The organism is Bradyrhizobium sacchari (genome assembly GCF_002068095.1).
Taxonomy (GTDB): domain Bacteria; phylum Pseudomonadota; class Alphaproteobacteria; order Rhizobiales; family Xanthobacteraceae; genus Bradyrhizobium; species Bradyrhizobium sacchari.
This window is the reverse complement of sequence record NZ_LWIG01000052.1, coordinates 138,791-152,925: the sequence shown is the minus strand read 5'-3', so window position 1 is coordinate 152,925 and position 14,135 is coordinate 138,791. Positions and strand designations below refer to the sequence as shown.

The 14,135-nt window shown below is 63.8% G+C and carries 13 protein-coding genes; 5 read left to right on the top strand and 8 right to left on the bottom strand.

Going from position 1 to position 14,135, the window contains the following annotated elements:
- The 4 genes from A5906_RS32805 to A5906_RS32790 form a co-directional block, all read right to left on the bottom strand.
- On the bottom strand, window positions 1-808 hold an 808-nt coding region (locus A5906_RS32805; RefSeq protein WP_080139338.1), incomplete at its 3' end, for a carbohydrate ABC transporter permease.
- Window positions 805-1,677: a carbohydrate ABC transporter permease gene (locus tag A5906_RS32800; RefSeq protein WP_080139275.1), complete on the bottom strand. Its 873-nt coding sequence runs from the start codon at window positions 1,675-1,677 to the stop codon at window positions 805-807. The genes A5906_RS32805 and A5906_RS32800, both read right to left, overlap by 4 nt.
- Window positions 1,678-1,770: 93 nt before the next feature.
- Window positions 1,771-3,156 (bottom strand): ABC transporter substrate-binding protein, encoded by a 1,386-nt coding sequence (locus A5906_RS32795; protein ID WP_080139274.1) that lies wholly within the window; start codon window positions 3,154-3,156, stop codon window positions 1,771-1,773.
- 385 nt (window positions 3,157-3,541) lie between these two features.
- Window positions 3,542-4,522 carry a LysR family transcriptional regulator gene (locus A5906_RS32790; RefSeq protein WP_080139273.1) on the bottom strand — a complete coding sequence of 327 codons (981 nt, stop codon included), beginning with the start codon at window positions 4,520-4,522 and terminating at the stop codon, window positions 3,542-3,544.
- Window positions 4,523-4,639: 117 nt separating this feature from the next.
- On the opposite strand from A5906_RS32790, the gene A5906_RS32785 reads away from it, so the two are divergent.
- Entirely contained in the window at window positions 4,640-5,713 is a 1,074-nt protein-coding gene (locus A5906_RS32785) for a 4-oxalomesaconate tautomerase (RefSeq protein WP_080139337.1), read from the top strand.
- 54 nt (window positions 5,714-5,767) lie between these two features.
- Window positions 5,768-7,153 (top strand): C4-dicarboxylate transporter DctA, encoded by a 1,386-nt coding sequence (gene dctA, locus A5906_RS32780; RefSeq protein ID WP_080139272.1) that lies wholly within the window; start codon window positions 5,768-5,770, stop codon window positions 7,151-7,153.
- Window positions 7,154-7,179: 26 nt separating this feature from the next.
- Here the strand turns inward: dctA and A5906_RS32775 are convergent, their stop codons facing one another.
- Window positions 7,180-9,108: an AsmA family protein gene (locus A5906_RS32775; protein ID WP_080139271.1), complete on the bottom strand. Its 1,929-nt coding sequence runs from the start codon at window positions 9,106-9,108 to the stop codon at window positions 7,180-7,182.
- Window positions 9,109-9,372: 264 nt separating this feature from the next.
- On the opposite strand from A5906_RS32775, the gene A5906_RS32770 reads away from it, so the two are divergent.
- The 3 genes from A5906_RS32770 to A5906_RS32760 all read left to right on the top strand — a co-directional run bounded on the left by A5906_RS32770 (window position 9,373) and on the right by A5906_RS32760 (window position 11,455).
- A complete protein-coding gene (locus A5906_RS32770; RefSeq protein WP_080139270.1) occupies window positions 9,373-10,080 on the top strand; it encodes a CoA transferase subunit A in 708 nt (235 codons plus the stop codon).
- Between the two features lie 68 nt (window positions 10,081-10,148).
- Window positions 10,149-10,799 (top strand): CoA transferase subunit B, encoded by a 651-nt coding sequence (locus A5906_RS32765; RefSeq protein ID WP_080139269.1) that lies wholly within the window; start codon window positions 10,149-10,151, stop codon window positions 10,797-10,799.
- A gap of 20 nt (window positions 10,800-10,819) precedes the next feature.
- Window positions 10,820-11,455, top strand: a complete 636-nt coding sequence (locus tag A5906_RS32760; protein WP_080139268.1) for a GNAT family N-acetyltransferase — start codon at window positions 10,820-10,822, stop codon at window positions 11,453-11,455.
- Window positions 11,456-11,646: 191 nt separating this feature from the next.
- On the opposite strand, the gene A5906_RS32755 is transcribed toward A5906_RS32760, so the two are convergent.
- The 3 genes from A5906_RS32755 to A5906_RS32745 form a co-directional block, all read right to left on the bottom strand.
- Window positions 11,647-12,522, bottom strand: a complete 876-nt coding sequence (locus A5906_RS32755) for an SUMF1/EgtB/PvdO family nonheme iron enzyme (protein ID WP_080139267.1) — start codon at window positions 12,520-12,522, stop codon at window positions 11,647-11,649.
- A 53-nt stretch (window positions 12,523-12,575) separates the two neighbouring features.
- Window positions 12,576-13,670 carry a copper-containing nitrite reductase gene (gene nirK / locus A5906_RS32750; RefSeq protein ID WP_080139266.1) on the bottom strand — a complete coding sequence of 365 codons (1,095 nt, stop codon included), beginning with the start codon at window positions 13,668-13,670 and terminating at the stop codon, window positions 12,576-12,578.
- A gap of 235 nt (window positions 13,671-13,905) precedes the next feature.
- Window positions 13,906-14,112, bottom strand: coding sequence for a hypothetical protein (locus A5906_RS32745; protein ID WP_080139265.1), 207 nt, complete (start codon window positions 14,110-14,112; stop codon window positions 13,906-13,908).
- Window positions 14,113-14,135: the final 23 nt, after the last annotated feature.

Genomic DNA, 14,135 nt, shown 5'->3' with positions numbered 1-14,135 from the left:
GGCGGAAGGCGTAATAGACCGCGGCCGGCGGCAGCGCGTAGATGAAGCCGGTGGTCATGAGCAGCTCCCACGGCGAGTCGTCGGCGGCGAGGAAGTTGCCGAGCGCGACGGGGAGGGTGATCTGACGGTCGTTCGAGAGCAGCAGGAACGCGTAGAGATATTCGTTCCAGGCCAGTAGCACCGCATAGGTGCCGATCGCGACCAGCGAGGGCATCATCAGCGGCAGATAGACCAGGCGGAAGATCTGCAGCGTCGTCGCGCCGTCCATGACCGCCGCTTCGTCCAGCTCGACCGGCAGCTTGTCGGACGCCTGCTTGAGCACCCAGATCGCGTAAGGCGAGGCGATCGTCACCATGGCCAGGATCAGCGACCAGTGATTGTTGAGCAGACCGTAATTGCCCATGGTCCGGTACATCGGCACAGCGAGGAACGCCGCTGGGATGAAATAGGTGAAGAGCGCGAGGTTCAGCACCATGCGCCCGCCCGGCACCTTCAGCCGCGAGATCGAGAACGCCGCCGCCGTGGCGATGAACAGCGTCAGCACGCCAACGGCCGCAGCGATCAGCGTCGAGTTCCAGAACTGGACGTAGAAGTCGCGCAGGAAGTAATGCTGCTGCTTGAACACGATCTCGAAATTGTGCAGCGTCGGGTGATCCGGCCACAGCTTGCCCGAGAACGCGTCCTCCTTCGGAGAGATCGCGAACAGGAACATGTGGTAGATCGGGATCATCGTCCACAGGAAGACGGGAATGCCGATCAGGAGCAGCCGCGCTTCCGTCGCGACGTCACGGAGAGAGGGAAGCTTCATCGCGACAACCGTTTCATCATGAAGTACACGAGCGGCAGGACAAACGGCATCGCGCAGACGATGGAAGCCATCGCGAGCGAGAGCTGGTCGAGCCGGAGATAGCGGATACCGAGCGTCGCCAGCACGTGGGTGAGGTCGGCCGGGCCACCGCCGGTGAGCAGGTAGACGCTGTTGAAGTCGCCGAGCGTCCAGATCATCGAGAGCAGCGTGCAGGTCACGTAGAGCGTCTGCATCGACGGCCAGGTGATGTAGCGGAATTTCTGCCACCAGCTCGCGCCGTCCACCTCGGCGGCCTCGAACAGGTCGTGCGCGATCGCAAGGCGTCCGGTGATCAGGATCAGCGTCCAGAACGGCAGCGACTTCCAGATGTGCACACCGATCGCCATGCTGAGCGCCACGGTCGGGTCGTTCAGCCAGTTCGGGCCGTCATCGCCGGTGAAGGAGAAGATCAGGTGGTTGATGACGCCCCACTCGGGATTGAGCATGAAGCGCACCGACAGGATGGTCGGGATCGACGGCACCGCCCAGGGCAGGATGAAGATCACCGAGAGCCATTTGATCCAGGTGCGCTGCTGCGCGAAGAAGCCGGACAGGAACAGCGCGATCAGCATCTTGATGTTGATGCCGATGACCAGGAAGATCAGCGTGTTGACTGCAGCACGCGCAAAGATCGGATCGTTGTAGAGCGCGACATAGTTCGCAGGATCCCGCGCCAGCCACAGCCCGTAGCCGACGGGATAGACGACAAAGGCGAGGAAAACGAGCAGATAGGGTGCGAGCAGGACAATGCCCCAGACCTGCGCCGGGGTCAGCCGCGACGACAGGGGCGGGCCGGGGAGTGCCTGATCGCCAGAGAGCGTGATCGCCATTCTTTCGGACTCTTCAAAGAGAAGCCGGCCGCGAAACGCGGCCGGTGTTGTTCTTACACCTCTCCCCGCAAGGCGGGGAGAGGGGCGGAGGACTTAACCCGCGACCTGCTTGATGCGGGCGATCAGCTCGTCCACGGCCTTGTCCACCGGAACCTTCTCGCTGACGACGCGGTTCATCGCCTTGGCCCACACGTTCTCGTTGTTGAGGATCGTGAACTTCCAGTTCTTGGTGAAGTCGAACGCCGCGGTGCCGCCCTTGAACTGCGTGTAGACCGCCTTGCGGTGCTTGTCGGCCTGCCAGAACGGGCTTTCCTGGCTTTCCTTCGTCACCGGGAACCAGCGGCCGAGCGCGCCCTCGATGTAGGGACGGACGTTCTCTTCCTGGAGCAGGAAGCTGATGAACTGCTTGGCCTCGGCCTTGTTCTTGGCCGCGGTGAAGATCAGTCCGGTCTTGACGTCGGAGCGGTAGCGGATGGTCGAACCATCAGGAGCCTTCGGGAAGGACGCGGTGATGATGTCCTGCTCATAGGCCTTCTTGCCGGCGTCGCGCTGCTCCTGGGTCAGGGCCTGGTTCTGGGAGTCCTCGAACCACTTCGCCGCGATCGAGATCGTGAAGTTGTGGGTCATCACGATGGTCTTGTTGTGGAAGGCGACGTTGTTGTCGGGATCCTTCCAGGTCGTGGACGAGGGCGGCGTGCAGCCCTTGATGTAGGTGTCGGTGTAGTCCTTCATCGCCTTGATCAGGTTCTCGCGAACCGTGGGATCGTCGACCAGCAGCTTGCCGTCATCGTCGACCAGCTTGACGTGGTAGGCGTCCATGAAGGTGTAAAACGACTGGAAGGCGTCGGTGGACTCCACGCCCATCGGCTGGCCGACGGCGTAGATGCGCTGGCCGGTGGCCTTGCGGATCGCCGGCTGCACCTTGTCGCACCAGAACGTCCAGTAGCCGGTCCAGTCGTTCGGGATGTCGCTCTGCTTGAAGCCGGCCTTCTCCAGCATGTCGTTCCAGATCTGGACGTGCATGCTCTGCTGCTTCAGCGGAAAGCCGTAATAGGCCTTTTTCTTGGCGACGTCGTTGTAGAGGATCGAGGCGTCCAGCGTGTTTTGCACGAACCGGTCCTTGATCGGCTCCATCACGTCCGAGAGGTCCTCGAGCTTGCCCTCATAGGCCCACTTGCCCTGGGCCTGCACGTCATAGGAATCGGAATAGGCGACATCGGGCACGGTACCGGCGTCGAGCGCGGCAACCGTCTTCGGAATCATGTCCTGGATCGCGTATTGCGACAATTCGACCTTGATGCCGGTCTTGGCTTCGAATTTCTTGATCGTATCGATCAGCGCGTCGTCTTCGGAGCGATAGAAGCCCTTGCCCCACCAGACCGTAATCGTCTTCTGCTGCGCAAAGGCAGGTGCGGTGGCCGCAAACAGCCCAACCGCAGCGACCGCCAGTGACACTGCGCCAATAACCTTGGATCTCACGTTTTTCTCCCTCAAACGGCCGGTGTTTTTAACCGGTCGTATAAAACACTAGCGCATGGCGGTGAGCCGATCTAGCGGCATCTTGTCAGACCTAGGTCGTGGGTCTTGCACCGGAGGAGATGCTTAACGGGCGCATCGATCCAATCGCCGCATCAATTCGCGGCAATCAATTCGGGTTCTGCGTTCTGATCGCCTGACCATGTGCACTTCCGTACCTGCTCGCGACTAGCGAAGCCGCGCTTTGTAAGCGGTATGAAGACTGAACGCAACGCACCTGGCTGGCCACCATGCTGCTGCGGCCGGAGGAGCCGAAGTGCCGGCGGGGCTGATCCGCGGAACTTCCATGTCGACGGGAATGGCCTCGTACCGCTGCGCCGCCGAGCTATCAGCGTTTCCCCTTGCGGCCCGCCGAAACGGCATTCGAATTTGCCTGAGCGGATCGGAGCCGCGGCTTGTCTTGGCCGCTCGTCTCGGAAGGCGTGTGCCAGGCCTCGAGGAGCATCTTGAGAAACTGGCTCGCATGAGGGGACAGCGTGGCCCCGTGCCTGCGCACGATTCCGATTGTCCGGGACACTTCCGGCTCGTTCAACCGAATGGTGTGGATGATGGGATGACCGGAGGCGGGCGTCGCAAGCCTCGGCAGCACGGCGATGCCAAGTCCAGCTTCGACGAGGCCAAGCGAGCCGGAGAGGTGAGCGACTTCATAGGACCAGTTCAGCTGTAGGCCATGCCGCGCCAGCGCATTGTCAATCAGCGCGCGATTGCCGCTGTTGCGACCGACGGTGATGATCCGGTGCGGCGCGATCTCTGACCAGCTGACCTGTTTGCGCGATGCTAACGGATGGTCACGACGGCAGGCCAGGACGAAGGGATCCTCGACCAGTTTCTCGAATTCGATTTCGGCATGTGACGCACCAATGAAATTGATGCCGAAATCGGCTTCTCCGCGCGCGACCGCCTCCAATCCCTCATTGGCACCGATGTCCAGAATTCGGATGCGAATGCGTGGATAAGCTTCTGCAAACCGGCCGATCGCACGCGGCAGGAAATAGAACACCGCCGTCGGCACCGCAGCCACCGAGACAAGGCCTGAACTTCGCGCGCCGATATCGTGGATGGCGAGCACCGAGGTCTCGAACTCGTCGATGAGGCGGCGCACCTTCGGCAGGAAGTCGCGCCCCGTCATGGTGAGATTGACGTGGCGCGTCGACCGTTCGAGCAACGGCGCGCCGAGACCTTCTTCCAGTTTCTGAATGCGTCGGCTGAGCGCCGGCTGCGACAGGTTCAGCGCCCTGGCGGTCCGGACGAAACTTCCCGTCTCCGCCACGGTGATGAACGCCTTGAGGTCGAGCAGTTCCGCGTTCATGGCAGGGCTCCATTATATCGATAATCGGAATAATATCTCAGATATTTGCATTTCACAAAAGAGTTCTCGTCGACGATGCTTTGGCTCGGGCGAAGTTTCGCCGAACGGAAAAGCTCCATGAACGATCAGATTGCCATTCCCTGTGTGGTCATGCGCGGGGGTACTTCGCGCGGGCCGTTTTTCCTGGCCCGCGATCTTCCGGGCGCCCCCAAACTGCGCGACGCGATCCTGCTGTCCGTGATGGGAGGAGGGCATGATCTTGGAATCGACGGAATCGGTGGCGGCAATGCCGTCATCAACAAGGTTGCGATCGTCGGACCGGCATCGGTGCCCGGCGCAGATGTCGACTACCTGTTTGCCCAGGTGCGCGTTCGCGAAGGCATCGTCGACACCTCGCCGAACTGCGGAAATATGCTCGCGGGAGTAGGGCCATTCGCAATTGAAGCCGGCCTCGTCGCCGCCGCAGCAGATCGCACCTATGTGCGCATCCACAATGTCAACACGGGCAAGCTGATTGATGCGACCGTTCCGACCCCGGGCGGGCGCGTGACTTACGATGGCGAGGCGCGGATCGACGGCGTCCCCGGAACCGCCGCGCCGATCGAGCTGTCGTTCCCGGACGCGGCCGGCGCGCGCACCGGCCGTCTCCTGCCCACCGGACGACCGGTCGATCGGATCGATGGGATCGATGTGACCTGCATCGACGCGGCGATGCCCGTCATGCTGGTCCGCGCCGCAGATCTGGGATGGACCGGCCGCGAGGCTCCCTCGGACTTCGCCGACAATCGTTTTCGCGCGCGTCTCGAAGCTTTGCGCATCGAGGCCGGACGGCGGATGGGCTTTCCAGATTCCGCGGCCATGGTGATCCCGAAGCCGGTCCTGATTGCGCGCGGGGGCGAGGCGACGTTGAACACCAGATACTTCATGCCGCACGACTGCCATAGCGCGCTGGCGGTGACCGGCGCTGTCGCGATCGCGACGGCATGCGTCACGCCCGGAACGATCGCGGCCGAGATGGTCGGACCATTGGCGCCGCCGGTGCCGATCACCCTCGCCCATCCCTCCGGCCATCTCGTGGTTCGGCTGGAGCCCGGCCCGGTTGCCAGGGTGCTGCGGACGGCTCGGCGAATCTTCGAGGGCCACGTCTTCGCCCGTCGATCACACGTGCCTCATTCGGAGCTGGCGGCCTGAACCCCGCCGCTTCCGAAGCCATCACAAAAAATCAGAGCCATGGGAGAAATGAGAATGCACAAGGAAGCGCCGGCTGGTCACCCGAACACCGAGGCTGGAAAGCCCTTCTACCGGATTCTCTATGTCCAGGTGCTGATCGGCCTGATGCTGGGTGTCCTCACCGGCCATTTCTGGCCCGAATTCGGCGCCGCGCTGAAGCCCTTTGGCGACGACTTCGTCAAGCTGGTCAAGATGATGATCGCGCCGATCGTGTTCTGCACCATCGTCAGCGGCATCAACAGCATCAGCGATTCCCGTGAGGTCGGCCGCACGCTGGCGAAGTCCATGGCGCTGTTCTACCTGCTCACGGTGCTCGCACTGCTGGCCGGGCTGATGGCCGTCTCGCTGATCCAGCCGGGCGTTGGCATGCACGTTGCGGTCAATACGCTGGATCCGTCGGTGGCCGCGAAATTCACCAAGCAGGCAGGTGCGACCGGATTTGCGGACTTCATGCTGCACATCATCCCGCACTCCTTCTTTGGTGCGTTTGCCGATGGCGAAGTGCTGCCGGTCCTGTTGATCTCCGTTCTGATCGCCTTTGGCCTGAGCCGCGCCGGCGACGGCGGCGTTGTGGTGACGAAGGCAGTCGAGTCCTTCTCACAAGTGCTTTTCGTGTCCTTCGGCTTCATCATGAAGCTCGCTCCGCTCGGCGCCTTCGGGGCCATGGCGTTCACAGTGGGCCGCTACGGCATCCGTTCGATCGGCTCGCTCGGACTGCTGATCCTGACCTTCTATATCGCCTGCTCCGTTTTCGTGGTGGTCGTGCTTGGTACGCTCGCGCGGCTGAACGGCTTCAGCCTCTGGAGGACGATCCGCTATTTCAAGGAAGAGCTGCTGATCGTGCTCGGCACGTCGTCGTCGGAGCCGGCGCTGCCTGGCGCCCTGCGCAAGCTGGAGCGGCTCGGATGCCGGAAAGGCGTGTCAGGGCTCGTGTTGCCGATGGGCTACTCCTTCAATCTGGACGGCAGCGCCATCTATCTCACCCTGGCCTCCATCTTTATCGCGCAGGCCTGCGACATTCATCTGTCGTGGGGGCAGATCGCGGCGATGCTCGGGCTGATGCTGCTGACGTCCAAAGGGGCGGCCGGTGTCACCGGCAGCGGCTTCGTCGCTCTTGTCGCGACCCTCTCCGTCATGCCGGATCTGCCCGTGACCGGCGTGGCGCTGCTCGTCGGCATCGACCGCTTCATGTCGGAAGCGCGGGCGCTGACCAGCATGATCAGCAACTGTGTCGCATCCATCACCATTTCGCTGTGGGAGGGTGCCTGTGATCGCGAGGTGTTGGCGCGTGAACTGGGGCAGGGCGCCACTCTCGAGGTCGCGGCCGGAACGACGATCGGCGGAGCACCAGTGGTGCAGGAGAACGAGAGCTGGATTCCGACGACGCAATCGGCCGCTTGAACCCGAAGAGAGCGAGGCCGATTACTCTAATTCGACTTGGCGTTCTCTTTTGCGTTCTCCGCCGTCGGCGATTCCGCCGGTGGGGGACGCTTGCCTGCGCCGGTGATGCGCTCGATCGCGGAGCGCACGGCGTCGCTCCCCTTGCGGTCCTTCAGCATGTCGAGCAGGGGCGCGGAAGCCGGCGAGCGGCGGATCAGGCTTTCCGGATCGGGGAAGATCAGGGGATCATCCCAGGGCCCCTGCACCACGAAGGGCAATTCGAAGCCCGACGCACTGTTGAGGCTGGCCACGCCCTTCATGTCGTATTCGCGCGTCGGCACCGATGCGGTGCCGGTGAGCGTGATCTTCGCCGCCGGCCCTTCGACGCGGATGTCTTCGGCGGTGGCGATGCCATCGGAGAATTTCACCGCGATGGTGAGGTTGTCGTAAGGGGTCGAGCCGCTGCGGAAATTGCCACCGCCTGACAGCGGCCGCCGCTCCAGCCGTTTCAAGAGCTGCTCGGCATTGAAGCCCGAGATCGCGCCGTCATGCCCGGTGACCGTGGCACTGCCGTCGAGCGACTGCACGAGGCCGAACGGGCTCGAGCCGGAGGCAAGCAGGGAGACGTTGATGTTGCCCCGTCCGGACAGCTTGTTGAGGCCGAACAGCTCGGAGGCGCAGGCCTGCAGATCGACGTCGGTGAACTGGAATTGCGCCTTGATGTCGGCGACGCTGTCGGCGCGGGCGATACCGAACGAACCCTTGGCGATGCCGCCATAGACCTGGGCTTCGCCCACCGAGAGCGCCAGCGTGCCGTTGCGCAAGTTTGCGCCGATCGCGGTCCGGCCTAGCTTCGTCGGTCCGACGGTCAGCCGCGCCGCCGACAGGCGCATGTCGAGGTCGGTGGTCGAGAGCCCGTTGAGGTCAAACAGCTGCCTGTTCCAATCGCGGGCGCCGCTCGCGAGCAGGCGGAACGTCGAGATATAAGGTGTGAAGTCGAGCGCATCGGCCGCGAGCGTCGCCTGCAGCGTCTGCCGGCCGTTATTGGCGTAGGTCATGACGCCCTCGGCCGTGTTGCCGTCGAGCTCGACATTGACATTGGTGAGCGCGATCGAGGCGCCGACGACGTTGGCCCGTGCTTTCAGCGCGAAGCGCCCGAAGCCGCCGCTGGCCGGCTGCGGCTGTCCGGTCCAGCGCAGCGCGTTGCGCAAGGACGGGCTGTCGATGGTGAGCGTGCCCTCCATCATCGGGCTGGTGCGGTTGGCGACGCTGCCGTCGAAGGCAAGCTTGAGCGGCGCGCTGGCGATCCGCGCCTTCAGGCCGGACCGGTCGCCGGAGAGGGCGGCGACGAAATCGGAAAAGCTGATCGAGCCGTCGACGCGCTCGCCGCGCCAGTCGAACTGGCCGGTGGCGGCGAAGGAGCGCGAGATCGAAGGCCAGGCCAGCGACAGGTCGATGTCCTCGAGCTTCTCGGTGCCGTGGGTGGCGGCGTCCTCGTAATTGAGCACGCCGTCCTGGATCCTGATCTCGGAGAACGAGACCTGGTTGTCGGCCCCCGGCTTCATGGTTCGGGCGATGGTCTGGATGAAGGGCGTCCAGTTGCTCTCGCCGTCAGGCTTGAGGCTGACATGGATGCGCGGCCTGAGCAGGGTCAGGTCGGCGATCTCGAACCGCTGCAGCAGCAGCGGCAACAGCCGCAGATTGGCGGTGAGCACGTCGACGTGCAGCGCGGGATCGCTGGTGCCGCCACCCTTCAGGCCGACGTCATGGAAGGAGATGTAGCTCGCCGGCAGCACCGAAATGTCGATGTTGCCTGCGACATTGAGCTCCAGGCCGGTGACGTCGCGGATCTGCGATTCCACCGCCTTGCGCAGCGCGTCGCGGTTGATGAGCCATGAGCTCGCGATCAGGGCGATCAGCGCGACGCCGAGCAGCGCCGCGATCGGCGTCCCGAGGCGCTTCATTCCTTGGGCCATGGTCAATGGCATGTCCTGATCGGGTTGGTCGTTTGAGCCAGAGGGGCGGGCCGGGAAACCTGCGTCCCACGCCCAAGTCCTTTTAAGTTAAGTGCCGCAACTTGATGGGTTTTCTTGTCGCTTTCAAGGCCGTGGGCAGCTTCTACCACCGCTCCGCGAAGCGGAGAACCCCGTATCATTGACGGCTTTGGAGGATTTCGCCTAATAATCGCCGCCAACAAGGCGCGACGGCTGCAAGCCGAAGGTTCAGTCGAGGTTTTTTGCATGAACAAGGTCTATCCCGACGCCAAGTCGGCGCTCGACGGCATTCTGAAAGACAACATGATGATCATGTCGGGCGGCTTCGGCCTCTGCGGCATTGCCGAGGAGCTGTCGGACGCGATCCGCGATTCCGGCGTCAAGGGGCTGACGGTGGTCTCCAACAATGCCGGCGTCGACGGCATCGGGCTGAGCCGCCTGCTGGAAACCCGGCAGATCAAGAAGATGATCTCGTCCTATGTGGGCGAGAACAAGCTGTTCGCCCAGCAATTCCTCGCCGGCGAGTTGGAGCTCGAATTCAACCCGCAGGGCACGCTTGCCGAGCGCATCCGCGCCGGCGGCGCCGGCATCCCGGCTTTCTACACCAAGACCGGTGTCGGCACGCTGATCGCCGAAGGCAAGGAAGTGAAGGAGTTCGATGGCGAGAAGTACCTGATGGAGCGGGGCCTGTTCGCCGACCTCGCCATCGTCCATGCCTGGAAGGGCGATACCGCCGGCAACCTGATCTATCGCAAGACCGCGCGCAACTTTAACCCGATGATGGCAACCGCCGCCAAGATCACGGTGGCCGAGGTCGAGCATCTGGTTCCGGCCGGTGAACTCAACCCCGACCACATCCACACGCCCGGCATCTTCGTGAAGCGCATCGTCGAGGTCGGTACGGCCAAGAAGCGCATCGAGTTCCGCAACACCCGCCCGCGCCCGAGCGCATGATCCGGAAAAGCGGCCACCGGTTTTCCGATCAGATCATGCGCCACTAAAGAATCGACTGGAGCTCAACAATGGCCTGGACCCGTGAACAGATGGCTGCGCGCGCCGCGAAGGAACTGCGTGACGGCTACTACGTCAATCTCGGCATCGGCATCCCGACGCTGGTCTCGAACTACATCCCCGACGGCATGGACGTCTCCCTGCAGAGCGAGAACGGCATGCTCGGCATGGGCCCGTTCCCCTATGAGGGCGAGGAAGACGCCGACCTCATCAACGCCGGCAAGCAGACCGTGAGCGAGCTGCCCTCGACCTCGTATTTCTCGAGCGCGGATTCATTCGGCATGATCCGCGGCGGCCACATGGATCTGTCGATCCTCGGCGCCATGCAGGTCGCCCAGAACGGCGATCTCGCCAATTGGATGATCCCCGGCAAGATGGTCAAGGGCATGGGCGGCGCGATGGATCTCGTCGCCGGCGTCAAGCGCGTCGTCGTGGTGATGGAGCATTCGGCCAAGGACGGCGCGAAGCTCTTGAAAAAGTGCAACCTGCCGCTGACCGGCGAGCGCGTGGTCGACATGGTCGTCACTGATCTTGCCGTCTTCACCATCGACAAGCACGGCGACGGCGGCATGGCCCTGATCGAGCTCGCCGACGGCGTCTCGCTCGACGAGGTCAAGTCCAAGACCGAGGCGGAATTCCGCGTCGCGCTCAAGAATACCTGAGGCTTCGCGATGGGGCGCGCATGACGATACGGTCTGCGCGTCCCGAAGACGCCGGTTTCATCGCACAAACCATCCTGCGATCGATGCGTGGCTACCGGCCTCGCGGCTGGTTCGATATTGCGCTCGGCTGGCCGGAAGGCGAGTGCCTCGAATTCGTCGCGCGCGTCGCAACAGCGCGCGCGGTGTCGATGTGGCACGTCTCGCAGTTTTTGATTGCGGAGATCGGCGGGAAGCCGGTCGCGGCGCTCTGCGCCGTGCCAGCGGCCGGCACGGGACCGGCTGCCTGGCGCGCGATCGAGGAAGTCGGTGCCGCGATCGGACTCGCTGCGCCTGAGCTGGACGCCATCCGCCAACGCGGCACCTATACGCGCGCCTGCTGGGTTCAGGGCGGCGAGGGCGACTGGATGATCGAGCATGTCGCGACCGAACCCGCCCATCGCGGCCGCGGCCTGGTGCAGGCGCTGATTGCCCACGCGCTCGATAAGGGACGGGCGGCTGGCTTTGGCCGGGCGACGATATCGTTCCTGATCGGTAACATGCCCGCCGAGCGCGCCTACGCCAAGGCGGGATTTGCCTTTGCGGAAGAGAAGCGCGATCCCGCGTTCGAAGCGATCATCGGCGCGCCGGGTTTTCGCATGTTCGCGCGGACGATGTGAGCCGCTTGTGGGCGCCAGGACGACGTCGGAGAGGCATGGGCGCGCAGCCGCCATGCTGTCATTGCGAGGAGCCCTTGCGACGAAGCAATCCAGGCTATCTCAAAGGAGAGACTCTGGATTGCTTCGCGGCGCTCGCAATGACGGAGCATGAGGCGCTGCCGTCGTTCTTCCAATTCAGGCCGCGGTCCCGCCTACGACCGCGCCCGCACCTTGCCCCATCGCGCCGATACGTTCGCCACCCACGACGTCTCCTCCCGCACCAGGCGGAAGCCGAGATTGGCGGGCGGCACGCCTTGGGCGCAGCCGCCCGCGCGGGCGTCGCGGATGAAGTCGGTGACATAGGCGCGGTGCGCGCCTTCCGCGACGCGCACGCCGCAATTCACGGTCGGCCGGCCGGCGTTGCCGGCCTCGTCGACCCGCGAACGCACGAAGCAGGTCGAGGTCCATTCCCAGACATTGCCTGCGAGATCTTCAATGCCGTGCTCGTTCACGCCGAACTTGCCGAACGGATAGGCCGTCGTGTCTGAGAGGTCGCGCTCGGACTCGCGCTCATAGCGGCTGATCCAGCGTTTTGAGGGATCGTTCGCGTCCACCGCCACGCCGTCATCCCTGAACCGGGCGCCAGCGGCAAACGCCCATTCTTGGTCGCTCGGCAGGCGGTAGTGCTTGCCGGTCTTGCGTGACAGCCAGCCGGCATAGACTTCGGCGTCGTGCCAGTTCACCTGAACGACGGGGCGATCGGGCGCGACCACGACGTCGCGGTCGAGCGCACGGCATGCGCCGTCCCGCACGCAGAGCTGATAGTCGGAGGAGGAGACCTGCTCGCGCATGATGTGAAGCGGCCGGTCGAAGCGCAATGCGCGCAGCGGGGCTTCGGCCTGCTTCCCGGCACGGGTGAAATCGCCGGCCTCGCGATACGAGAAGCTGCCGGCGGCGATCTCGACGATCGCGGGCTCGCCTTGCACGCCTTGTGTCCTGATCTCGGAAACCAGGGGCGCGACGGCCAGCGGTCCCGCAAGTCCGGCCGCGCAGGCGAGGAGCAGTTTCAGCTTGAATGCGATCAGCATGGTCGTTCCCCGAAAGAAGAAGGGGCCGGTTGTTCGCCGGCCCCTTGTCACGTCTAGTTGGTGGCGGCCGGGATTTCCGCAGGCGCCTTCACCTGCATCATCAGATCGTCGTTCCACTTGCCTTCGACCTTGAAGTGCGCGGTGGCGCCGAGATCGGCGGCCTCGATCAGATTATGCGTGACATAGGCGTAGATGCCGGGCTGCTGGAATTTGTACAGCGCCGCTCCCGCCGAACCGCCACGGATGAACCAGGTCTCGAGCCCGACCTCGGGTGCATTGCCGAACTTTCCGGTCTCCCAGACATAGTCGCCATGGCCCCCGATCAGATGCGGACGGCTGTCGCGATTGGCCTGCGAGTGCACGATCAGCACGTTCTCGCCGACATTGGCGGTCAGCGCGTTCTTGCCGGTGAGTGCGCCCACCTTGCCGTTGAACACGACATGGGAGGGGGTCAGCTTCTTCATCACCTCTTCGGTCTCGGTGAAGGCCTCGCCCGGCGAGTCGTAGGATTTGAAGTTGCCCTTCTCGTCGCGCGGCACGTACATGTCCTGCTCGCCGATATAGTAGACCTTGTCGTATTTCAGCGCGTGGCCCTTGCCGTCGTTCAGTCCCTCGCGCGGCAGCACCATCACGGCACCGTTCATGCCGGAGACGACGTGCCAGGGGATCATCGGGCCGCCCGGCGCGCAGTGATAGACGAACACGCCGGTCTTGGTCGCCTTCCAGCGCAGCACGACCTGCTCGCCGGGATTGATCAGGGTGAGCGCGCCGCCGCCGAGCGCACCGGTCGCGGAGTGGAAGTCGATGTTGTGCGGCATCGTGTTGGTCGCGGGATTGACCAGCGTCGTCTCGACGTAGTCGCCCTCGTGCACGACCATCAGCGGGCCCGGCATCGAGCCGTTGAAGGTCATGGCCTGGAAGGTGGTGCCCTTCTCGTCGATTACGACCTTCTTCTCCTCGATCGTGAGCTTGAACTCGATGATCTTGGGACCCTGCTTGGTCGCCTGCTCGTGCGCATGCACGAACGGCGGAGCGACCAGCTCGACCTTTTGACGCGGCAGTTTGAGATCATCGGCGGCCAAAGCGGGGCTCGCCAGCATCAGGGCGGTCGCGGCGGCGCTGATCAATGCGGCTCTGCGGGTGAACATTGGAAGCATCCTTCATCTGAAATGTCTTGATGACGGGATGCAGTGTGCGCCTGTTACGGCAAGAGTGTTTGCGCTGCGACAAGCTTCTGCCGGATTCGCTGCCGGCAAATCCCTTACAGGATGCGCCGAAGTCGCATCGACGATGCGAGGGGTGCGACGTCGCGCTGCCTCAGCCGCGCAAGCGGCAAATCGTTCGCATGTTCAGTTGCGCTCGGTCGTGAACGTGTGCGCTCGATCAGAGCAGGTGTATCGCCATCCAGACCGTGCCCCAGACCGCGAGCGAGAGCGCGGCGAAGACGGCAGCCATGAGGGCCAGGACCCGTGCGAGGTGACCGGCACCGGTCGCGGGCGCAACAGGGACGGGACGGAAATCGTCGAAGCGCGGGATATGGCCGCGAATGCCGGCGAGCCAGAGAACGAGATCGAGCGCGAACGACGCCATGGCCTGTCTCCCAAAGGGGCGAT